The organism is Verruconatronum alginivorum (assembly GCF_056590205.1).
Genome location: NZ_JBWPVQ010000001.1, coordinates 1904905 through 1927510, shown reverse-complemented (window position 1 = coordinate 1927510; position 22606 = coordinate 1904905). Strand labels below are relative to the sequence as shown.

Below are 22606 nucleotides of genomic sequence, written 5' to 3'. Positions count from 1 at the left end.
TTCCCACAATGCCCGACCGCCCGATCGACAACGACAACCGCCCCCGGCGACCGTTCCTGATCCGGGTCGGCCTGGCGCTCTTTTCCGTCTGCACGATCCTCTTTCTTTCGCTGCTTCTTCTCGCCCAAACCGTTCTGCTTGTCGTCGGCTCGACCGACCTCCCGGGCTTCCTCACCGCCCGTCTGGAACAGGAATTACACCAACACGGTTGGCGTGTTGAATACCGCAATCTTCGCTACCGACTTCCCGCCACGGTCGAGATCACCGCCGTCCGCCTCACCCCGGCCGAACTCCACGAACCACTCGTTGAGGCGGACTACGGCCGGGTCGATTTCGCCTTGCTTCCCCTCTTCGTCGGAAGAGTTCGGATCGACGAAGCGACGCTCTACGGAGGCACGTTGTTTTGTCCGGCTCCCCACTCTCCCACCGGTATCCGGGAACGAGTCGTCGACCGTCTCCACGCCGTCATCCGCCAACGAGAGCACCAATGGCATCTGCACAATTTGAACGGGCGGATGCATAACCTCGCCTTCACCGCGAGCGGTTCATTTCCGGAATTTCCCGAGCGAGAGCGAACCGAGGAGCCGCTCTCTCCGTTGGCCTTCCTCTCGTTCCTGCCCGAATTGGTCCGCCAACGCGAAACATTCGCCCTCGCCCGAAACCCCGGATTGCGCCTCGATTTCGCCCCCGCGGCCGGCAAACTCCTGGTCGTTGCCGACGCGTGGGCCGACTCCGTGCGAAGTCCCGTCCCCCATTCCATCCTTATCCGCCAACCCCGCCTCACCGCCACGTGGCAGTTCGACGGTCGCCACTGGCAAGGCCTCTCCTCTCACGTCGAGGCCGCCCGCGTCGACGCCACGCCTTATGCCTCTGCCGAAATGGTTTCGGCTTCCTTCGATTGGACGCCCTCTCAGAATAGGACCAATCTCTTCCCCGACCGCGCCACCTTCTCCATCGACCGCCTGCTCCACCCCGCCGCCACCGTCGAAGGCGTGCAGATCCGAGGCAGTCTGGATGGAGCCAGCCTTCTCTCCTGGCGACTCTTCGCTCTCCTGAGCGAAGCGCCGGTTGAAGCCGACGGCCGAATCGATTGGGAGACGGGCGACGGTCGTTTCCGTTTGATCTCACGCGCCCGCCCGGAGGTGGTCTTAAGAAGCGAGTTCGTGAAAAACCTCGGCCTCAACCAGGAGATCGGTTTTGCCGAAACTCCCTTCGTCCGACTCGAAGGAGAGTTGCGGGGATGGCAGCCGTCTCATATCCACGGATACGCCATCGCGCGTCAGGCCAACATCGACGGGGTCTTCCTCGACCACGCCACCGCCCGGGCGGAATTCCACCCCGGGGAACGCTTCCATGTGCCGGAAATGGTCCTCCGCCAGGGCGATTTTGAAACCATCGGCTCCTACGAGGTCGATTTCGAATCGAAAGCCTACCGCCTGCGCTTTCTCGGAACCGTCCGTCCCTTGCACATCAGCGCATGGTTCCGCGAATGGTGGCCCGCCCTGTGGAGCAATCTCACTATTCTGAATACGCCTGTCCGGGGCGACATCGACATCCGGAGCGTCCATGGCCATGCCGATCAAACCGAACTATTCGGACGAATCCTCGTCCACGATTTTCTGTTACGGGGCGTTCCTTTCGATTCGCTCGATGGCGAGCTTACCGTCCGCCATGGATGGGTCGAAATGCGCGACCTCACCGTGAACCGCCCGGAAGGGGAGGCCAATGGCTGGTTCCAATACGCTTTTGCCTCCGACGGCAGTGACAGCAAACTTGATTTCCATGCCGACTCCCGAATGGATCCGGTGGAAGTGGCCCGCGCCTTTGGAGAGGGCGACAATTACATCACCTCGCACTTTCGATTCTCGAAACCACCCGCCCTGCAAGTCCACGGAACCATTTATCCGGGCGACCAGGCCCCGACCGACCACATCACGGTTTCCGGCCATTCCGACGCTCCGCTCTCCTTCCACGGCTTACCGCTCGATCGATTGTCGATCGATGCCTCGCTCGAAGGCAGTAATCTCCACCTTCGCCGGATCGACGCCGGTTTGGCCGGGGGCTCGCTCGCGGGTGAAGCCAGCAAATGGGATGCGGACGGCGAAGAGATGCTGAATTTCTCCCTCCTTGTCAACGACCTCGACATGTCCGCGGGCCTGAGGGCCGTCACCGAATGGCGGATACACAACGCGCCCTCCGTTTCCCCTGCGAACCTTCCCAAAGACGTGGGGGGACGGGCCGACCTTCAGATCCAGGCGGCGGGTCTGTTCCATGACCCCCACAGTTTCACCGGAAGCGGAAATTTCCGGATCCACGACGCCGACCTCGCCCAAGTCCATTTGCTCGGCCTACTTTCCCGGATTCTAAACTCGACCCCGCTTGGGTTTACTTCACTACAGTTCAAGGAAGCGAAAGGCGATTTCCTGATCGATCTCGAACGCCTCCGGTTCCAGGAGTTGCTCCTGACCGGCGCCACCGCGGAAATCCGTGCCTCCGGAGATTACCTCATCCCATCCGACACCCTCGATTTCGCGGTCCGACTTCACCTGATGCGCGAAAGCCGGGTCCCCTTTCTCTCCCTTCTCCTTACCCCGGTCATGCAACCGCTCGCCCACATGCTCGAAATCCACCTCACCGGCTCCCCTTCCGACCCCGATTGGAAATTCCTCCTCGGCCCCCGCAACATTCTGACCGGCTTCGGCAACGCCACCTTTGAACGGTGACCTCGTTTTTAGGGTTCATTCTTCCAAATCTTTCCATTTCAATCCTCCGATATATATGGCAAAAAAGACCAAAGAGCCTTTCCGCGTCGGCGCCCATCTCTCGATCGCCGGGGGACACCATAAAGCCCTGGAGCAAGGAGTCGACCTCGGCTGCGAGATCGTCCAGATCTTCACCAAGAACAACATGCAATGGCTCGCCCCCCCACTCAAGGCCGACGCCGTCAACCGCTACCTCCAGGTCCGCGACGAGATCGGCTACGCCAGCGTCTTCGCCCATTCCGGCTACCTGATCAACCTCGCCGCCACCAACCCGGCCAATCTCGAAAAATCCCGTCAATCGCTCCTGCTGGAACTTGAGCGCTGCACCCAATTGCAACTCCCCTTCATCGTCCTCCACCCCGGGGCCCACCTCGGAGCGGGGGAGGAAGCCGGCTTGAATCTCATCGCAGAATCCCTCGAATGGATCTTCGCCCGCTATACCGGCGACACCCGGATCGCCCTCGAGGTCACCGCCGGCCAAGGGAGTTGCCTCGGCAACCGCCTCGAGCATCTCGCTTACCTGTATTTGAAAGTGAGCGCCCCCGAACGCCTCGCCGTCTGCCTCGACACCTGCCACCTCTTCGCGGCCGGTTACGACCTCCGGACCGCCGCGGACGTGGACGGGTTCGTCAAGGAGTTCAAACGCCACCTTCCATGGAAGGAAGTCGTCTGCGCCCACATCAATGACAGCAAAGGGGACCTCGGCTCCCGCCTCGACCGCCACGAACTCCTCGGCAAAGGCAAAATCGGCTGGGAATGTTTCCACACCATCCTCCACCACCCCGCCTTCGCCAAAATCCCCCTCTGCCTCGAAACCCCGAAAGGCAAAGACAACATCAACGACCGCGAGACCCTCGCCAAATTGAAAGCCGACCGGGCGAATTGAGCTTCGCTGCATCCTGCCTGTCCTTCCCGCTGTGAAACAGGCATTCGTACCTGTTTTTTCACAGACAGGAATGTCTGTTTCACGGTGACACCGGCATTCCCGCCGGTGAACATCGACCAAGGCTCGATCGAGCCTTCATCAAAGTTTGCCTTCGGCCGACTCCTTCGTTACAACTCTCTGGATCATGAACATAAAACAGCTCTCTCGAAACACACTCGGTGTGATCGCCGGCCTCCTCGTCATCCTCGCCCACACCGGCTGCGGCCCCCAAGGCGGCCAACAAACCTTTGATCCATTGCCGGACGAACCCGAAGTCGATATAGCGATCGCCCATCTGCGGCCGACCGAAGGACACGAAGCCCACGGCACCGTCACTTTCACCCGGGAAGAAAACGGCATCCGGGTGGTCGCCGAAGTGTTCGGCCTCGACCCGAGCGTCCCCAACCGTGGCTTCCATATTCACGAATACGGCGATTGCGGGGCTCCCGACGCATCCTCCGCCGGCGGCCACTTCAACCCGACCGGAATGCCCCATGGTGGCCCCGCCGACGCCACCCGCCACGCGGGCGATTTCGGCAACATCACCGTCGGCCCCGATGGAGTCGCCCGAGCCGACTTCATCGACACCCACATTTCGTTCAGCGGTCCCAATTCCATCCTTCAACGTTCCGTCATCATCCATGCCCAGGAGGATGACCTGGAAACCCAACCGACCGGCGACGCCGGCGACCGCGTCGCGTGCGGGGTCATCATGCCGATCGAAGAATAAACCTAATAGCGGCCACCCCGGCGAGGATCGCCGATTCCACAATTCGGCGATCTTCCCCCGCCTTTGAACTCGACTTGGTAAAACAAGCGGGAATCACCGGCTCAATACCGGCGCCATAACCCTGTGGTAACGGTTTCCCGGAATCAAATCCTGAGTCCAACGATTTGCCCGAGCCAAACCTGAACGTTTGATTCTTTTTTAACAGAAACCCCTAAAGTTGCACTGGATTTCTCCCTAGAAGGGCCTAGGATAATAGCTACTAAAACGGACAATGCCATGATCGAAAAATTTTCCAGTAACCTCCAAGCCATGCCCCCGATCCAGATGGTTGAGAACACTGCGGTTTTCGTCCTTCTCATCCTTGCCCTGGTGATGTTTTTCCGTAGCTCCTCCCCGTTCAACCGCTATTTCATTCCGATCGTCTGCATTATGGCCACCGTGCTACGGCTCGTCCATTGGGCCCACCACGGCAACGAGCCCGACTTCATGACCCCGGTGGTCAATGTCGTTTCCACGCTCCTTTCGTAGCCCGGTGGTGGGAGCACCGTCGTGTCATTGCGAGGAGGCTCCGCCGACGAAGCAATCCACGAAACAGCGAGACGCGCCCCCTTTTCCCGGAACGTGGATTGCCGCGTCAGTCGTTCCTCCTTCCTCGCAATGACCGACGGTTGTCTGTTTTTCCCACCACTTTCAATCGCGCCTAATGCGACAGTCGGCCCGTTCCCGGGCTTGCCAAGCCCCATCCCACCTGCGACAATAGCCTCGTGAAAGAGGTTTTAGATGAGATCGCCAACTCCGTAAAAAAGCTTTACCACGAGGTGCTCGACCCGGTCGAAACCCGCTTCGCCTTCGAGAAACGCCCCTCCGACGGCGAAATCGTCGGCGGCCCCCTCGTCCTCGTCGTCGGCAACCACTCGTCCGGCAAATCGACTTTCCTCAACTACATGCTCGGCGAGGAAATCCAACGGACCGGCATGGCCCCGACCGACGACAGCTTCACCCTCCTGCGCGGCAGCGAGAAACGGGAGGAACGCGACGGCAACGCGATCGTCACCAACCCGGAACTCCCCTTCTCCGGTCTCAGCAAGTTCGGTCCCGATTTCCTCTCCCACTTCCGGATGAAACTCCTTCCGGCCAAGTTCCTCAAAGACGTCACCTTGGTCGACACTCCCGGCATGATCGACGCCGCCGACCAGGAAGCCGGTCGCGGCTACGACTTCGCCGCCGTTGTCCGCTGGTTCGCCGAACGGGCCGATGTGGTCTTGCTCTTCTTCGACCCGGACCGGCCCGGCACCACCGCCGAATCGCTCAAGATCCTCACCGAATCGCTGAGCGGCATGGACCACAAACTCCTGGTGGTGATGAACAAAATGGACAACTTCCGCAGCATGCGCGACTTCGCCCGCTGCTACGGCACCCTCTGCTGGAACCTCGGCAAGGTGATCAAAAAGAAGGACATCCCCCAGATTTACACCACCTTCGTCCCGGTTCCCGGCGCGGCCGAATCGGTCCTTCCTCTCGACGACTTCGAAACCGCCCGGGGCGAATTGATGGAAGAAATCAAACGTTCTCCGATCCGGCGCGTCGACAACATGATCACCCACGCCGCCCACCACGCTGAACGCCTCCGCATGCACGCCCGCATCGCCGACCGAGCCCGCAACTGGTTGCAACGCTTCCGCTACGGCCTCTACGGCGGCCTCGCCGGACTGATCCTCATCGCCTTCGTCGTGGCCGGATTCTACGCCCGCGCCGAAAACTGGCTGACGATGACCGGCATCCTCGTCGCAGCCATCCTGGTCGGAGTCGGCGGGCACTTCGGCATCCGGGCTCTCTCCCGGAAGCGCGAGGGCCGCATCGTCGACGACCTCGATTCGGTTTTCGAGGAAGTTTACCACCGCGACCTCGTGGTCAAGAACCGGCCGGAAGACCTCTTGCTCCGGTGGGAAGACGTCCGCCCCGTCACCCGGCGCACCATCAAAAAACTCGGACTCCTCTCCCTCCCCGGCCTCCGCGGCCGCGACCTACGCCGCCTCAACCAATGCCTCAACGAGGAGATCCCGGAACTCCGCGCCCAACTCCACCGCACCCTGGAGAAACGGGCCCCCGCCTCCCAGATCAACCGAGGCTTGGTCGGATAAATCCGCCCAACAAACCAAACCGAAACCTTGGATCATCCATAAAAAACGCCCGAGGGAGAGGCAAACGGGATCCGGTAGCTGGAAAAGTCCCGATCATCCTAGGTCAGGGCAAAGGCGTTTCGCCGATTCACGACAAGCAGAAACACACAGGCGTCCGCATAATCCATCTTCGGCACACACAGCGCAATTTCGGTCAGGGCGGCTTTCCAGTCATCCTGCGCGAAACTAACGACCGTCATCGGTTCAACAAGGCGGTCCGTCCTCGTCGATGGCCGCGACAAGCACTCCGGTACCAACTACGATGCTTCGCCGCCAGTTTTTCTCCGGAGTCGCTCACGGTGGATGCCTTTCTTTTTTCCCAAACGCACCTGACCAAAGACATCCTCCAGGCCCGCGAACGGATTGGCCGACTCGCCCATCACCTCAAAAACGTAACGCCGTCCGTCAGATTCAATAATGACACTCTCACCCCGGTCCGCCGCCTCCGGGGCTTTCCGAAACGAGCGTTGAAAATCTGTAATCGGCGTTTTCATAATCATGACTGCCGAACAGACTCTCGAAATCCGCAAGAATGAAAAGAGCCCCCTCTGAACGGTGTTGCAATCCAAGCGGAAGCGCTACTCCTCCGGCTGCAACACCAACGTGCTCGCTCGCAAGTCGTTTTCCGGGCGGACATCGGTGATTCCCGGCGCCGCGACCCACGAAATAATCTCCACCGGTTCTCCCGCGGCCAAATGTTCCGCCAACGAAACCGTGCCGGCGGCTGACTCCCCCGCCCCCAAAGCTCCGATCGGTATCGTTCGCAACTCGCCTCCGACCTTGACGTTCAAAGCGATTCCTCCGACCGACTCCGTCCCGCGGTTTTGCACCGTGATCGTCATCGCCGGAACCGCACTGGCCGAATTTAGCACGTGCCCGGTAACCGTGAGGTCGTGAATTCCCGGAGTCGACCGCCACTCCACCCGTTCCAAATCCAAGATCCCTTTGCCGTAATACGGATCGGTTCCGGGCGGTCCGGCATCCGTCGTATAAGAGGTCACTACCCTCGCCGCCTCGGCGGGCGTCAACTCCGGCACCAACGAGGCCATCGCACCGGTCACCAACGGACTTGAAAACGAGGTGCCGGTGGAAAACATCAGGCCGCCGTCCGGACCCGCCGTCACCAGGCCGAAGCCGGGCGCGGTCACCGACAGATTGTCCCCTCGATTCGAAAACGGCATTTGCTGGCCATGGGCGTCGACCGAACCAACCGCGACCACCCCGGGATACGCCGCCGGATACATCAAGGCGCCGCCGCCGTCGTTCCCGCCCGAGGCCACCAACACCACCCCGCGTTCCTGGGCGTATTTCACCGCTTCCCACAACGCGTTGCTGTGGGTCTCCGTCCCGAGGGACAACTGGATAAAACCGGCGTTGCGATCCACCGCCTCGATGATCCCCCGAGCCAGATTGAATCCGTCGCCGACACCGTTCACATCCAAAACTTGAATACTCAAAACATCGGCCCCCGGCACGATCCCCTGGACCTCTCCTTGCCCGACCAAGAGCGATGTCACCGCTGTTCCGTGCCCCCCGCGCTCCGGGTTGCCGTCCAACATGCTCAGATGAGTGATCGAGGCATTGGCCAACGAGGGATGATCCCCGACTCCCGTATCCAATACGGCGATACGAACGCCCCGGCCCCAATCGGCGTTGTCCGCCACACCCAACCATGAGAGCGCGGTGTCGCCGAAGGGCATGAACGCATCGGGCATGCCGTCGAGGGGCGGCACCCCCGGCGCGGCGACCACTGGATTGAAGTTCGCCGTCGCGTTCCCGGCCATCCTCATCGCCCGGCGGAGTTCGGCGTCCGCTCCGGCCCGCACCCGAACCATGTTCAAGGCCGCGATCGCCTCCACTTCCAACCCGGCGCGGCGGGCTTCCCGCAGGAAGGCTTCCATCTCGGACCGCGATCCGAATTGAAAAATCATTTCTCCCCGCACCGCTCCTTCCGGCCAGGAAATTTCCGCATCGAGGTCGGCTTCCTCCAAGGGACCGAACTCCACCAACTCCAGGTCCGCGTCATCCCACAGATCCACCGGCGACGATTGCCCCCACGCCAGATCCCCCAACGAAACCGGCTCCGGAAGGTTTTCCTCTTTATAGAGATACCAGAGTCCGCCGCCCGCGAGACTGATCACCAGCGCGAAAAATCCGCCGAGGCACCAGTGCGCCGTTTTTATTCGTTTACCCATCGATTCAGGATCCGTCCCGCAATTTCCGGCCCGATGCCAGCAGCCAGGCCGCGATCGCCCCGAACATTACCACAAGAAGGAGGATGATCAACAATCCTTGGCCGACCGGAACGTCGGTCACGCCGGTCATGCCGTAACGCAGGCCGTTGACCATGTAAAGGATCGGGTTGAATGCGGAAATCGTCGCCCATCGGTCCGGAAGCATTTCAATCGAATAGAAAACCCCGCCCAAAAAGATTAGTGGCATCAGCAGAAAACTCGGGAGGAAGTTCACTTGGTCGAAATCATGGGCCCAGATTGCCACCATCAACCCGAGTAGCGCGAAGGCCAACGAGGTCAACACCATGAAGATCAGCGTGATTCCGATGTTGTGCAGGGTTTGCGCCCCCATCATCGCCGCCACCGCCCAAATGATTCCGCCCGTCAAGATCGCCCGCAAGACCGAGGCCCCCAAATATCCGGCCATGATCTGCAACGGCGTCAACGGCGTCAGCAAGACGTCGACCACCGAGCCGTGCATCTTCGAAAGAAACAGCGAAAAAGCCGAGTTCATGTAGGCGCTGGTGATCAGGTTCATCATGATCAAGCCCGGCACCAAAAACTCCACATACGGAATCCCTTGCACTTCCTGCAAGCGGGCTCCGAGCGTGAACCCGAACACCACGAAATAAAGCATCGTCGTCAGCACCGGACTGACCAACGTGTGCCCGGCCATCTTCATGAAGCGTTTGGTTTCCCGCTTGAACAGGACTCCCGCGCCCCGCCAGCCGCTTTCGCCTTTCGCCCGCCCGATCGCCGCGGCGATGCTCTCCCGGGCGCTTTCCCCGGCAGCCTCCCGCCGGGCTTGTTCCTCTTCCTCAACCATCCGCATTGACCACCTCCCGAAAAACTTCCTCCAAACGGGTCCGCCCCCCTTCGATGTTGTCGATGACCAATCCTTCCGCCGCCACCGCCTCCTGCAGGCGATGCACCGGATTCGCCTCCGCCGCGGCTTCGGTTTCCGCAAACTCGATCCGCAACCCGCGCGTCCCGATCCGGCGGGGACTCAGCCCCTTCAGTCGCGCGAGCAACCCTTCCGACACCGCCCCGGACAAGGTCACCTCCAACCACCGGCGACCGAACTCCAGCAACAATTGCTCGCGCGGAGCCACCCGCAACAACCGGCCCTTATGGATGATCCCGATCCGATCCGCCAAACGCTCCGCTTCTTCCAGATAATGGGTCGTCAACACGATCGTCGTCCCCCCGGCCCGCAATTCTTCGATGTATTCCCACAACTCTTCCCGCAAATCGACGTCGACCCCGGCGGTCGGTTCGTCCAAAAACAGCAGCACCGGCTCGTGCATCAGGGCTTTGCAAACCATCAAACGGCGCTTCATCCCGCCCGACAGACTCCGCGTGTTCGCCGCCTCCTTTTCCTCCAACCGGAAAATCCGCAACAAATCCCGGACCCGCCCTTCCGCGTCGGTCCGCCCGAAGTAACCGCCTTGATACCGCAACGCCTCCCCGGTTTTGAAAAACGCGTCGAAATTCAACTCCTGGGGCACCAATCCGACCAATTGACGGGTCACCCGGTAATCCCGCCCGACATCGAACCCCGCCACCCGGATTTCTCCTTCGAAACCCGTCATCAACCCGCAAACGCACTCGATCAACGTCGTCTTCCCAGCCCCGTTCGCCCCGAGCAACGCGAAAATCTCGCCGGGCGCGATCTCCAGCGAGACATCGTTCACCGCCGTGAAAGAACCAAAGCGCTTGGTCACTCCCCGGACCGACAGGAGGGACGGATCTTCAAACCGAGACATCCCGCCAATCTACGATTCCCCACCGCCCCCGGCAAACACCTTCTCGGAACGGTATGAACTTCCCCGCCACTGGGAGGGATGGCATCCTGCCGTCCGCCGTCGGCGTCAGGCTCAGAAGAGGTCGGCTGGAGCCAACCCTCCGATTTGGTCCACACAGAAGCCGTTTAACGTAGCGGGGTTGGATTTGCCGCCCCACCGTTTGGTGTCCGAAACGCGGGAGACAATCGATCCCATCGGCGACGCGTGACCTCGAACTTTCGGGCATTCGGCTCCGGCCGCTACTGTCGGGCGGCGGAGCCAACCCGATTACGGGAATGCCGCTCCTTGGAAGCGAATGAAACGTCCTCGCCACTGGGAGGGATGGCATCCTGCCGTCCGCCATCGGCGTCAGGCTCAGAAGAGGTCGGCTGGAAGCCAACCCTCCGATTTGGCCTCCCGATCCCGCATAAGAATTCCCGACATTCTTGTCCGGTCCGCAGGAACGCCATTTCGTCAATAAAACACCTTCTCCAGAAACAATCCATGGGCCGGGGCCGTCTCCACCAAGGCGGTCCGCTTCCGCTGCTCGCGGATTTCCACCAACTGCTCGGGCGTCAGACGGCCACGTCCGGCTTTCACCATCGCCCCAACCAAACTCCGGACCATCTTGTACAAAAACCCGTCGGCTTCCGCCGTGATCACGATTCGCCGTCCGGTCCGCCGCACCGCCAGGGTCCGCACGTCGCGCACCGTGGTCTCCATCTCCCGCCCGGCATACGCCGTGAAGGAGGCAAAATCGTGTTCCCCACGAAGAACTTCCGCCGCCGCCGCCATCGCGTCCAAGTCGAGTGGATACGGCAGCGACCAACAATAATGCATCGAAAACGGGTCGGCCCGGCCTTGATAGATGTAATACCGGTAACGTTTCCCGCTCGCCGAATAGCGGGAGTGAAATCCGGAGGGCGCCCGCCGGATCGGACTCACCAAAATCGTCGGAGGCAAAACCGTCCCCAAGGCGGCCTCCAGCCGGGCCGGAGGCAGTTTCCACGCCGCGTCGAAATGGAAAACCATCGCCCGGGCATGCACCCCGGCGTCAGTCCGCGAACTCCCGTCCACCCGAATCGCCCGCCCGAAAATTCGCTCCAAACCGGTTTCGATGACGTCCTGCACCGTCCCTCCCCCAGCCTGACTTTGCCATCCTTTGAACTCCCGCCCGTCGAAGGCGCAGACGCATTTCCACCGCGTCTCCCCTGGAGGCGGCGTATCCTTCATTTCAATACTCGCCTTCTTCCCCATCCTCTTCATCTCCATCCGGATTCGGCTCCATCGGCGGAAACCGGCGGTCGAGATAGTCCTGCAGAATGAGGGTCGCCGCCAACGAATCGACCACCCCCGAAGCCCGGGTGACCTTCTTCTTTTTCTCCTGAAGCCGCGTTTCCACCTCGTAGGAGGTCAACCGTTCGTCGACCAAATGCACCGGCAGCCCGAACCGTTCCTTCAATAAGCCGACGAACTTTTCGACTTCGCGGGCCTTGAACCCGACCGTGCCGTCCATGTTCAACGGATGCCCGATCACGATCTCCGTCACTCCGCGTTCCGCGATCACTTTCCCGATATGCTGGATCCGTCCTTCCCGGCCCGGCTCCACCGCCGCCGGAATCGGCGAGGCCAATCCGAGATCGTCCCCGTAACTCAAGCCGATCCGCTTCTCCCCGTAATCTATCCCGAGCACCCGCACCGTTTTCCTTTCCTCAAACCAAGTGTCGCCGGTCCGGATCGCGCCCGAGAGCAGCGACCACCTTCTTGATTTCCTGCGCCTGGTCCTTCCGGCAAACCAGGGTCGCATCGCCGGTGTGAATGATGATCAGATCCTCCACGCCGACCGCCGCGATCAAATGCTTGCCCTCCGAGATCACGATATTGCCGGACCCGCCTTCCAGAACAACCTCGCCCCGGATGACGTTGCCGTTCGCATCCGGCTCGAAATGCCGCCCCACCGCCGGCCACTCGCCGACGTCGTCCCAATCGAAGGTGGCCGGCAAGGTGACGACGTTGCCGGCTTTTTCCATCACCGCATAATCGATCGAATCGCTGATCAGCTGCGGGTAAACCACGTCCAACACGGCGTCGAGTTCCTCACCCTGCTCCAATCCGGACCGGATCCGCTCCAGCCCTTCCCGCAACTCCGGCGCATGTTTCGCGAAAGCCTCCTCGATCGCGCCGACCGTCCAAACGAACATTCCGGCGTTCCATAAATAATCGCCGCTGGCCAGGTACTCCTTGGCTTTTTCCAGATCCGGCTTCTCGACGAACCGTCGGACCTTGCAAGCCGCCGCCCCTTCCTTCAACGGCTCGCCCCGCTGGATATAACCATAGCCGGTGGCCGGGGCGGTCGGCCGCATCCCAAGCGTCACCAGCACCGGTTCGGCCTCGGCCGTCTCGAACGCCTCCCGCATCACCTCCCGGTAGCCGGCCTGATCGTGAATCACATGGTCCGACGGCAAAACGGCGAAGGTCGCCGTGGGATCCCGTCGCCCCACCAAAATCGCCGCCAATCCAACCGCCGCCGCCGTGTTCCTCCCGACCGGCTCCGCGACGACGTTCTCCGAAGGCAATCCCGGAACCACCTCCAGCACCGCCGCCCGCTGTTCCCGATTGGTGATGACGAAAACATTCTCCAGCGGAACCAGCCCATCGAGCCGCTCCACCGTCTGGGTCAACATCGGTTTCTCCCCGACGATCGGCAACAAATGCTTCGGCCGCCGCAACCGGCTTTGCGGCCAAAACCGCTCCCCCCGTCCCCCGGCCATGATCACCAAAAATCGATTACGCATTGGAAGAGAAGTATGAATTAGGAATGATGAATTATGAAAGAAAAATGGCTCCGCATGTTCCCCCATCGTTCACGCCAACGCAAACCAACCGGCGCTCCCCCCCTCCCCCACCCGCCTAACGCAAACCCCGACACTCCAGCCGACACGCCCCGACACACTCCCCGACGCCTTCCGAAACCCTCAAAACCCAGCCCCCCTCGCCGATAACGCCACCCAGAACCTCTCAAACTCCCCCTCCCTTTCCGCGACAATCCCTGACCCGATCGGGTCAGGGATTGTCGCGAGTAGAGGCTCCAGGGAAAGCTTGGTCGACAGGCTCTATTCCAGCTCCTGAGAGCGGATGAACAAAATCCAGAGACCGATGGCAGGGAAAGCTCATGGCAGGGCGCTGCGCAAGCGGCCGATCAGTGAAAACGGTCCTGTTTCCTTGAGAAACCGCCCGTTTTCGCCAAAATTCCCCCTTCGTAATTCATCATTCCTAATTCATACTTCTCTTCATGGTTCCGAGTCAGATCGCCCGCTACAGTCGTCACATTCTCCTGCCCGAGGTCGGAGTTGCCGGTCAGGAAAAGCTCGCGGCCGCGCGGGTCTTGCTCATCGGGGCGGGAGGGCTCGGCAGTCCCGCCGGTCTCTACTTGGCGGCGGCCGGCGTAGGCACGCTCGGCATCGCCGATTTCGACCGGGTCGAGGAGCATAACCTCCAACGTCAAATCATCCACGACACCGCCTCCGTCGGCTCCCCGAAAACGACTTCCGCCCGCGACCGGATCCGCCAACTCAATCCCGAGGTGCAAGTCGAACTCCACGAAGAAGGCGTCACCCCCGCAAACGCCGTCGAACTCTTCCGCCAATACGATCTCGTCCTCGACGGCTCCGACAATTTCGGCACCCGCTACCTCAATACCGACGCCGCCTTTCTCGCGCAACGACCCTTGGTTTACGGGAGCATTTTCCGGTTCGAGGGGCAGGTCTCTTTTTTCCATCCGGCCGCCGGCACTCCCTGCTACCGCTGCCTCTTCCCTTCCCCACCCGCTCCCGGAACGGTGCCAAACTGCGCCGAAGCCGGTGTTTTCGGCGCCTTGTGCGGGATGGTCGGCAGCATGCAGGCGATGGAAGCAATCAAGTTTTTCCTCGGCACCGGCGAATCGATGGCCGGACGGCTCCTGGTGATCGACGCCCTTTCCTCCCGTTTCCGCACGATCAATCTGAAAAAGGATCCCAATTGCCCGCTCTGCGGATCCAACCCATCGATCAACCGCATCGATCCGGCCCTCTACGACCATGCCTGCGCCGCGCCGGAAGAAACGAAACAGACTTCTATGAACGACCACGAAACTCCTCTCGAAATAGATATCGAAGAAACCAAACGGATTCTCGACGTTAACCCGGACGCGGTCCTGCTCGATGTCCGCGAACCGTTCGAATTCGACATCTGTCGCATCGACCGCAGCCTGCCGATGCCGATGAACACCGTCCCGGACAACCTCGACCGCCTTCCCCGCGACCAACCAATTCTAGTTCACTGCCACCACGGCGGCCGCAGCCGACGCGTCACCGAATTCCTCCGCGCCCAAGGATTCGCCCAAGCGACCAACGTAGACGGCGGCATCGACGCCTGGGCCGTCCACTTCGACCCGGGCATGCAGCGATATTGAGCGATCTGTTTTTCTGGCCGATGGAGCGACACACCCCACCATGCTGGCGCATGGTCCCCCCCTCTCAAGAGGGGAACTTTTTCACGCCGATCCCCTCTTGAGAGGGGGGGACCGCTCGCCAGAGCGGTGGGGTGTGTTACCGGCTTCTCCTCTCGTCGCCTATCCCCGACGCCGCTTCGCCAAATACGCCTTCACCTCTTCCAACGACCGCGTATTCAAAACGGCATCACGGGTCAGCCACCCTTTGCGGGCGACCGTCACGCCGGCCCGGAAGAGTCTCAGGCCATCGGTGCTGTGGGCGTCGGGATTGATGCTGGTCATCAATCCTTTTTCCGCCGCCCGCCGCCAAAACCGCCAATCCATGTCGAGACGCCGTGGATGGGCGTTGATTTCGATGATCACGTTGTTCGCGATCGCCGCGTCGATCACTTTGTGGTGATTGACCTGATACGCTTCCCGCATCAACAGCAATCGGCCGGTCACGTGCCCAAGCATCGTCGCGCACGGATGCTCGATCGCCCGAATGATGCGGGCGGTCATCGTCTCCTCGCTTTGATTGAATACCGAATGGACCGAGACTACCACGTAGTCCAACTTCTCCAGGACCTCATCCGCCAGATCCAACCGTCCGTCGGGCAGGATGTCACACTCGATCCCGGCGAACAGATGCAACGGCAGTTCCCCACCCGCGTTCAGCTTCCGGATCTCCTCCAACTGCTTCAACACCCGGCCTTCGTCCATCCCGTTGGCTTGGAAACTCGCTTTGGAATGATCGGCGATCCCGAGATACTCCCACCCAAGCGCCGCCGCCGCGTGGGCCATTTCCGTCAAGGTATTATGACCGTCGGAAGCGATGGTGTGATTGTGGAACACCCCGCGAATATCTTCCGGCTCCAGCAATCCGGGTAGTTCGCTCTTCTCGGCATAGGCGATTTCCTCGATTCCTTCACGCAGCTCGGGCGGGATATAATGAAGTCCGAGAAAACGAAATAGATCCTCCTCCGAGTGAACCTTTCGGGCGATTTCCTCCGACGGTTTCGCTGCCTCCACCGACTCCTCCGACTCGGCTTTCGGAGTGATCCCCCACTCGCTCAAACTGTATCCACGATGTAACGCCCGCTGCCGCATTAAAACGTTGTGGTCCTTCGATCCGGTGAAATGATGGAGGGCGAAAACGAACTGCTCCGGCGGCACCACCCGGAGATCGGCCTGCAATCCCCCGGCCAACCGGACGCTTGATTTAGTTTCCCCTTTGGCCGTGACTTCCTGGACCTCGGCCATCGTCGTGAACCAATCCATGATCGGCCCCGGAGAGGCCGACCCGACAATGAAATCGAGGTCCCCCACCGTCTCCAATCCCCGCCGCAAACTGCCCGCCGGTTCCACCCGGTCGACTTCCGGCAATGCCTTCAACCCCTCCGTGATCACGTCCGCCACCTTCTTCGCCTCGAACCAAAGATGCCGCCGAGCATACGCTTCCCGGTTGCGGATTCCGGCCAGAATTTTCTCCTCGGTCTTCGCGCCGAACCGGGGCAACTCCCGCACCTTCTCCTCTTCGCAAGCTTTCACCAATTCCGCCAGAGTCGAGATTCCCAGCACCTCGTACACCGCCTTGATTTTCTTCGGTCCCATCCCGGGAATCTCCAGCATTTCGATCAAACCCGGCGGAATGCTCGCCTTCAGGTCGTCGTAAAATTTCAACTCCCCGGTTTCGACCAGCGCCGTCACCTTCTCGGCCAATGCCTTCCCGAGACCTGGCACCCGGTTGATTTCGCCGCTGGCCACCAGTTCGCCGATGTCCCGCTCCAACGCGTCGATCGCCCGCGCTCCGGTCTGATACGCCCGGATCTTGAACGGATTCTCCCCCTGCAACTCCAGAAAAACCGCGATCTCATCGAGAATCCGCGACACTTTGCTTTTATCCATTTCTTCGCCTCGTTTCCAATTTTCCTGCGCTGACACGCAACTCCTATGCTTTAAACCTCGAAGTAAATCTTCAAATCCCCAGCTTCTCCACTTCTTCCCGCAACCGCCGCCCGTCGACTTTTCCTTGCGGCGTCCGCGGGATGGCCGCCAACCGGACCCACCGTTTCGGAATCTTGTATAAAGCCAGCCGTTCCCGCAAGACCGCCTCCATTTCAACCGCCGCGACTTCACGGTCCCCCGGCACATAAACCGCCGTCACCGCCTCCCCCCACTCCCGGTCCGAACTCCCGAATACCCAGACATCCGCCACCAGCCCTGCGTCGAGCAACACCCGCTCCACTTCCTCCGGCGAAACTTTCTCCCCGCCGGTGTTGATCAACCGGTCCTCCCGCCCCGCCACGTGCAATCGGCCTTCAACATCGAGCCACCCGAGATCGCCGGAGTGCCACTCGTTTTCCGGTCGCGCACCTCCAGGCTCGTATCCATGAAACAAAGACCTACCGGATACGCGAATCCGCCCGATCTCTCCGGACGCCAAACTCTCTCCCGCCGGTCCGGCGATCCGCAGCGTCACATGGGGCAAAGCCGACCCGCTGCTACGTAGCCCGCGCACGAATTCCGCCGGCCTTTGGACCGTCGCCATCGCCGCCGTTTCCGTGGCCCCGTAACTAAACGCCAACGGCAACCTCGCCGCCGCCGCTTCATCCAGCAACCCCGTCGGCGCCCCCGCCCCTCCCAGCGGAATCGCCGTCAGTTTCCGCATCGCCGGATGCAAGTCGGGAACCGCCAGCAACCGTCGTAACTGGGTCGGCACCAGCGACAAAAACGCCCCCGGTCTGACCGGCGTTTTCCCGGCCACCAGCGATTCCCAATCGACCCACTCGAAGTCTCCTCCGCTTACCACCGCCCGGATGGCCTGCATGAGGCCGCTCACGTGAAACAATGGCAATACGCATTGGCTTCGGACGCCCCCCCCGCCGAAGCCTTGGATAAACCCTTCGACCGAGGCCGCCAACGTTTCCCAAGTGTGCCGGGCGAAACGCAACCGACCGCCACTGCCGCCGGTCGGTACCCAAATTTCCCCTTCCCAATTCCCCTTCCCCTTCCCCTTCTCCGCCTCCGCCGCAGCGCCCGCCGCCTCGACTTGCTTCCACTCCTCTTTTCCCCATCGCGGATTGCCCAACGCCACGGTTCGACCATCGGCCACCGCCGCGAAAAACCGGGCCAGGAAGATCACCGGATCCTTTTCCGCCACCACTTCCCGCTCCCCGGATCGACCACCTTTGGCGCGGGCGCGGTCGAACTCCTCCACAAAGCCTCCGGCGTCCTCGCGAAGCCATCGCCCTTTCCTTAACTCGACCTCCAATTCGTCCTTTGTCATCCGGCAAGTTTTCCGACCATGGTCTTACCATTTCCCCGGTCGCCGACACAAGCACCGGGCGTCGCGCACTTCCGCTTCACTTCCCACAGCCAAAAACCGCATTATGCATCCCGCCCCTTGCGGCATGCACGTCCCCCACTTTGCGACGCCCGACGCAGTTCCAAATACGACACGGCCCCGATCCCCCTCCTCAAGCCGACTAGCGGGCTTCGGCCACCGTTTCCACCTATGTCCCGGAACGGATTGGCACGACCGTTGCTCATGAGAGGCCGTTCACATGGCAGACCCCGGAACGAACCTATGTAGAGGTTTGGCCGGGTGACGCCCAATTATAAATACGAATCGGAACTAAAAAGCATAACATGTTGATTAAAAAAACAATCACGGCAGGTGCCATTACCGCGTTCGGTCTGAGTCTGGCCCTTGGGCTGGATCAGGGCGAATCCGCCCAGTCCCCTTCGCTCGGACAGGAAACCGAGCAGCAGCAGGAACAGCAGGAAGCGACCGGGCTTGAGATGGACAACGGTCAGGAGACCCAGGAATTCGGCGCGCGGCCCGACCGCGACGATCACAAAGAGGATCAAGCCGCCCGGGAAACCGACGATGAACAGGAGGAATTTGGAGCCGCCTTTGACCGCGAGGGCGATCAACCGAACAAACTAACCGACTTCGAAGACGCGGAAGTTACGACCCAGGACGGCCAACGGATCGGCCGCTTCGAAGACATCCTGGTGGATGTCGAAACCGGCGAGATTTCGTTTATTATTGTCGCCGGACAAGACGATCAGCGCCGCCCGATCCCAGCGGATCTTGTGCAAGTCTCGGGACAAGGGGAGGATCTGGAACTGACCGTCAACATCGACCAACAACAATGGGAAAGCGCTCCTTCGGTCGAACGCGACGAAGTCACCGAGCTCGGCCAGGAAGACCGCGCCCAGGAAATCCACCAGCACTTCGGCGAACAACAGGAAACCGGACTCGAATTCGGCGCCCCTCCGGGCGGTGAAGATCGGCAGAACGGACTGGAAGGCGACGAAGAGCGAAACGGACTCGAAGGGGGCATCCAGGACGATCAGCAAGACCACTCCCCTCAAGCCGGGGCCGGTCAGCAACCGACCGCCACTGAGTTTGGCGCGATTGAACGCGAAGGAGAGCAAGACGACGCCACCGAATTTGGGGCTCGCGAACAAGATGATGAGAACGGTCAGCAAGACGGTCTCGGTCAAGCCGGACAAGAACGCGAAACCGGTGTCGGGGCTCAAGGCCAACAACATCAGCAGCAGCAAGGAGCCGGAGCCGAAGTAGGAGCCGGACAACAGCAGCAGCAAGACGACGCCACCGAATTCGGCGCTCGCGAACAAGATGACGAGAACGGTCAGCAAGACGGTCTCGGTCAAGCCGGACAAGAACGCGAAACCGGTGTCGGGGCTCAAGGCCAACAACATCAGCAGCAGCAAGGAGCCGGAGCCGAAGTAGGAGCCGGACAACAGCAGCAGCAAGACGACGCCACCGAATTCGGCGCTCGCGAACGCGATGATGAGAACGGTCAGCAAGACGGTCTCGGTCAAGCCGGACAAGAGCGCGAAACCGGTATCGGAGCACAAGACCAACAGCAGCAGCAGCAGCAAGGAGCTCAAGTCGGAGCCGTCGGCCAACAGGACGACGAGCAGGAAACCGAATTCGGCATGCGCGACCACGCCGACGATGACAAGAAGTCAACGAAGCTCGGCCGCGACCTTACCGGTTCCAGCGTGATCGGCCAGGACGACGAGGAGTTGGGCGAGATCGCCGACCTGATGGTCGACCTCCAGGAAGGACGCGTCTCCTTCGTGTTGATCGAAGACGCCGAAAACGGAGACCAGTATCTGGTGTCGTTGAAGGCGTTGGAAGCCGATGACGAAGACCGCTTTAGCTTGAACGTGTCGAAGGACGAACTGGACCAGGCTGAAAGCTTGTCCCGGAACGACCTGCAGCGCGAAGCTCGGGAGCAGGAATTGGTGGATGCGGACGAAGCCCGCCAATCGCCCGAAATTTTCCGCTACGAAGACGACGAAGCGACCACCGGTCTCTTCGGAGCGCCGGAACGGGAAGAGACAGAGCGGGATGAGGACGAAACAGAGGAGAATGAAATCGAAGACCGGCCGCAAACCGGTCTGGAAACCGGACAACCCGCCGATCGTCAGGACGAGTCGCTGTAACGCGCCTCACCTAAACCGGCAGGTCTGATCTCACAGAAAACTCATTCCGCCTCCGCGCGGAATGGGTTTTCTACTTAGGGGGTATCCGAAAAGGGCTTCGGGCGTTCTTTGCTTGGCTTAAACAGCAGTGAAGACGACACACCCCACCATGCTCGCGCATGGTCCTCCCCTCTCAAAGGGGAACTGCTTACAAAAAGATCCCCTCTTGAGAGGGGGGGACCGCTCGCCAGAGCGGTGGGGTGTGTTTCCGGGCCGATCCGGCCGCTGCAAACCCTTTTCGGACGGGGTCTACTTACATGCGTTGCCTCACGCTCTCTTCTCCCCCGAAAAAATCCCCAATCCCCAGTCCGCAATCCAAAATCCCAAATCCCCTCCCCGCCTCACTCCACCGACAACAAACTGGCGGCCGCGCCATTGGCCAGCGTCACCCCTTCTCCGGCGCGCTTTCCGATGATCCGTTTCGCGATCGGCGATTGAGGCGTGATCACGGTCACTTCGGTTTCGTCGATCGTCAGGACATGACCGCCCGCCACCGGGGCAAGAAAGAAACGTTCCACCGTCCCGCCGAAATCAATGACGAGCAAGGCGCCGATAGTCACTTCCTTCTTCTCCACCAGCAGCGACGCGCGGCTGCGTTGCACCACCTCGAGGGCTTCGGCCCATTGCCGCGCCTGATCCGCCTGTCCGGCGGCGAGGTAGGAGGCTTCCAACCCTTGGGTGTCCCATTGCGATTCAGCCCGAGACTCCTCGTCGGTCGCGTAATCCGCCGCATCCTTCGACGCGAGGATCGAGTTCTTCAATTCCGCGTTCAACGACGCCTCCAAAGCATCCACTACCGCGCTTTTTTCCATGGGTTCGATATATTTCCGCTTTCGGTTTAAAAAAGTCCCGCCCTAAAACAAATCGCTATGGCTGCCGGTTCTTTCCAACCGGAGCTCTTCTTCGGTGATCCGATAAATCAATATCCAATCCGGTTCGATATGACAATCCCTTCGATCGATCCATTTTCCTTTTAACGGGGGGTCCCGGTCCTTCTCCGGAAGCTCTCGGCCATCCATCAAGATGCTGACAATTTCGAGAACTTTCTCCGGATCTTTGCCGCGTTTGATCTGCCGTCGGAGGTCCCGCTTGAATTGCGAGGTTTGGGACAGCATCATCCCATTACTCCCGAATCCAATTGCGGCGCAGGTCGTCAATGGAATCAAACGACTCTATCTCTTCATCACGGTCGCTCATTTCCAAGGTCTTCGCCGTCGTCGCATTCGGAACTCTCAACTCCACCGGGAACTCGCCTCTCATCGCAATCTGGCGGTAGAGCAGACGAACGGCATCCGAAGGACTCATCCCAATTTCCCTCAGCACGGACTCCGACTTCTCCTTGGTTTCCCGATCCAGACGCGCGTGAACTGTGGCAGATTGACTCATACTTGAAACGTAGCACGATGGCATCACAGGTCAACCTGACAAACGCCCAAACTTGCTACCGCGGAATGCCAGCGCTCAGCAGACATGTCTGTGCCCGCTACAAAAAAATCGCCCACTGCGGTTGCACGCTCCGAAAACGGACGACTTCATCCGGAATCTCTCCCAGAAGAGAAAAATCCTCGAACTCGAAACCGGGACCCACGGTGCATCCCGCCAAGGTATACTCCCCCAAGGAGCGGGCCGCCTGCCATTCCCCGGCCGGAACCACCCGCGTCGGGCGGGCCTCTCCACCGACCGGGCCCAGAACTTCCCGGCCAACCTGGGCGAAGTCGTTCCCCATGGAAAAGAGCTCGAGCGGCGCCCCTTCGTAAAAATGCCAGATCTCGTCCGACATCACCCGGTGCCAACGGCTGCACTCTCCCGCCACCAGCAAAAAGTAGATGGTGGTGAGCGCCGCGCGCTCCGGCCGTGGATCCTGCAAGGGTTGCACGAAAGTCCCCGACCGGTGGACCCGTCGAAAACGACCCCCTTCGGGATGCGGTTCGAGACCGAGTTCGAGGATCAGTTGGGAGGCCCGGTCATTCATGCCAAATCGGACCGGACGAAACCGC

Annotated in this window: 20 protein-coding genes; 7 read left to right on the top strand and 13 right to left on the bottom strand. The window is 60.7% G+C overall.

All coding sequences use genetic code 11. The features are described 5' to 3' along the window. Positions 1-8 precede the first annotated feature (8 nt). The 5 genes from ACWUI2_RS06715 (at position 9) to ACWUI2_RS06695 (ending at position 6558) form a co-directional block, all read left to right on the top strand. Entirely contained in the window at positions 9-2723 is a 2715-nt protein-coding gene (locus tag ACWUI2_RS06715; RefSeq protein WP_486982084.1) for a hypothetical protein, read from the top strand. 55 nt (positions 2724-2778) lie between these two features. Next, positions 2779-3648: a deoxyribonuclease IV gene (locus ACWUI2_RS06710; RefSeq protein ID WP_486982083.1), complete on the top strand. Its 870-nt coding sequence runs from the start codon at positions 2779-2781 to the stop codon at positions 3646-3648. Between the two features lie 184 nt (positions 3649-3832). Continuing rightward, positions 3833-4417, top strand: coding sequence for a superoxide dismutase family protein (locus ACWUI2_RS06705; protein WP_486982082.1), 585 nt, complete (start codon positions 3833-3835; stop codon positions 4415-4417). Between the two features lie 276 nt (positions 4418-4693). Further along, positions 4694-4945: a hypothetical protein gene (locus ACWUI2_RS06700; protein WP_486982081.1), complete on the top strand. Its 252-nt coding sequence runs from the start codon at positions 4694-4696 to the stop codon at positions 4943-4945. 236 nt (positions 4946-5181) lie between these two features. After that, positions 5182-6558: a dynamin family protein gene (locus tag ACWUI2_RS06695; RefSeq protein ID WP_486982080.1), complete on the top strand. Its 1377-nt coding sequence runs from the start codon at positions 5182-5184 to the stop codon at positions 6556-6558. 98 nt (positions 6559-6656) lie between these two features. On the opposite strand, the gene ACWUI2_RS06690 is transcribed toward ACWUI2_RS06695, so the two are convergent. From ACWUI2_RS06690 to ACWUI2_RS06660, 7 genes are all read right to left on the bottom strand, one after another. Beyond that, a complete protein-coding gene (locus ACWUI2_RS06690; protein ID WP_486982079.1) occupies positions 6657-6797 on the bottom strand; it encodes a hypothetical protein in 141 nt (46 codons plus the stop codon). Positions 6798-7175: 378 nt separating this feature from the next. Beyond that, on the bottom strand, positions 7176-8792 hold the full coding sequence (locus tag ACWUI2_RS06685) for a S8 family peptidase (RefSeq protein WP_486982078.1): 1617 nt from the start codon (positions 8790-8792) through the stop codon (positions 7176-7178). 4 nt (positions 8793-8796) lie between these two features. Next, positions 8797-9657: an ABC transporter permease gene (locus ACWUI2_RS06680; protein ID WP_486982077.1), complete on the bottom strand. Its 861-nt coding sequence runs from the start codon at positions 9655-9657 to the stop codon at positions 8797-8799. Continuing rightward, positions 9650-10597 carry an ABC transporter ATP-binding protein gene (locus tag ACWUI2_RS06675; RefSeq protein ID WP_486982076.1) on the bottom strand — a complete coding sequence of 316 codons (948 nt, stop codon included), beginning with the start codon at positions 10595-10597 and terminating at the stop codon, positions 9650-9652. The genes ACWUI2_RS06680 and ACWUI2_RS06675 overlap by 8 nt, the downstream gene beginning before the upstream one ends. A 492-nt stretch (positions 10598-11089) precedes the next feature. Continuing rightward, positions 11090-11887 (bottom strand): tRNA pseudouridine(38-40) synthase TruA, encoded by a 798-nt coding sequence (gene truA, locus ACWUI2_RS06670; RefSeq protein ID WP_486982075.1) that lies wholly within the window; start codon positions 11885-11887, stop codon positions 11090-11092. After that, a complete protein-coding gene (gene ruvX / locus ACWUI2_RS06665; protein ID WP_486982074.1) occupies positions 11850-12308 on the bottom strand; it encodes a Holliday junction resolvase RuvX in 459 nt (152 codons plus the stop codon). The genes truA and ruvX overlap by 38 nt, the downstream gene beginning before the upstream one ends. 19 nt (positions 12309-12327) lie before the next feature. Beyond that, positions 12328-13410, bottom strand: coding sequence for a mannose-1-phosphate guanylyltransferase (locus ACWUI2_RS06660; RefSeq protein ID WP_486982073.1), 1083 nt, complete (start codon positions 13408-13410; stop codon positions 12328-12330). A 497-nt stretch (positions 13411-13907) separates the two neighbouring features. Here ACWUI2_RS06660 and moeB point away from each other — a divergent pair, with 497 nt between their 5' ends. Then, positions 13908-15065, top strand: a complete 1158-nt coding sequence (gene moeB / locus ACWUI2_RS06655; RefSeq protein ID WP_486982072.1) for a molybdopterin-synthase adenylyltransferase MoeB — start codon at positions 13908-13910, stop codon at positions 15063-15065. 159 nt (positions 15066-15224) lie between these two features. Here moeB and polX read toward each other — a convergent pair whose 3' ends face one another. Both polX and ACWUI2_RS06645 read right to left on the bottom strand, forming a co-directional pair. Continuing rightward, positions 15225-16991, bottom strand: a complete 1767-nt coding sequence (gene polX / locus ACWUI2_RS06650; protein ID WP_486982071.1) for a DNA polymerase/3'-5' exonuclease PolX — start codon at positions 16989-16991, stop codon at positions 15225-15227. A 70-nt stretch (positions 16992-17061) separates the two neighbouring features. Beyond that, positions 17062-18372, bottom strand: a complete 1311-nt coding sequence (locus ACWUI2_RS06645; RefSeq protein WP_486982070.1) for an AMP-binding protein — start codon at positions 18370-18372, stop codon at positions 17062-17064. A gap of 362 nt (positions 18373-18734) precedes the next feature. On the opposite strand from ACWUI2_RS06645, the gene ACWUI2_RS06640 reads away from it, so the two are divergent. After that, a complete protein-coding gene (locus ACWUI2_RS06640) occupies positions 18735-20570 on the top strand; it encodes a PRC-barrel domain-containing protein (protein WP_486982069.1) in 1836 nt (611 codons plus the stop codon). Positions 20571-20950: 380 nt separating this feature from the next. Here ACWUI2_RS06640 and ACWUI2_RS06635 read toward each other — a convergent pair whose 3' ends face one another. The 4 genes from ACWUI2_RS06635 to ACWUI2_RS06620 all read right to left on the bottom strand — a co-directional run bounded on the left by ACWUI2_RS06635 (position 20951) and on the right by ACWUI2_RS06620 (position 22581). Continuing rightward, positions 20951-21421: a hypothetical protein gene (locus ACWUI2_RS06635; RefSeq protein WP_486982068.1), complete on the bottom strand. Its 471-nt coding sequence runs from the start codon at positions 21419-21421 to the stop codon at positions 20951-20953. A 42-nt stretch (positions 21422-21463) separates the two neighbouring features. Then, positions 21464-21727, bottom strand: coding sequence for a type II toxin-antitoxin system YafQ family toxin (locus tag ACWUI2_RS06630; protein ID WP_486982067.1), 264 nt, complete (start codon positions 21725-21727; stop codon positions 21464-21466). A gap of 4 nt (positions 21728-21731) precedes the next feature. Continuing rightward, on the bottom strand, positions 21732-21995 hold the full coding sequence (locus ACWUI2_RS06625) for a type II toxin-antitoxin system RelB/DinJ family antitoxin (protein WP_486985050.1): 264 nt from the start codon (positions 21993-21995) through the stop codon (positions 21732-21734). A gap of 97 nt (positions 21996-22092) precedes the next feature. Next, positions 22093-22581, bottom strand: a complete 489-nt coding sequence (locus ACWUI2_RS06620; protein WP_486982066.1) for a cupin domain-containing protein — start codon at positions 22579-22581, stop codon at positions 22093-22095. Between the last annotated feature and the right edge of the window lie 25 nt (positions 22582-22606).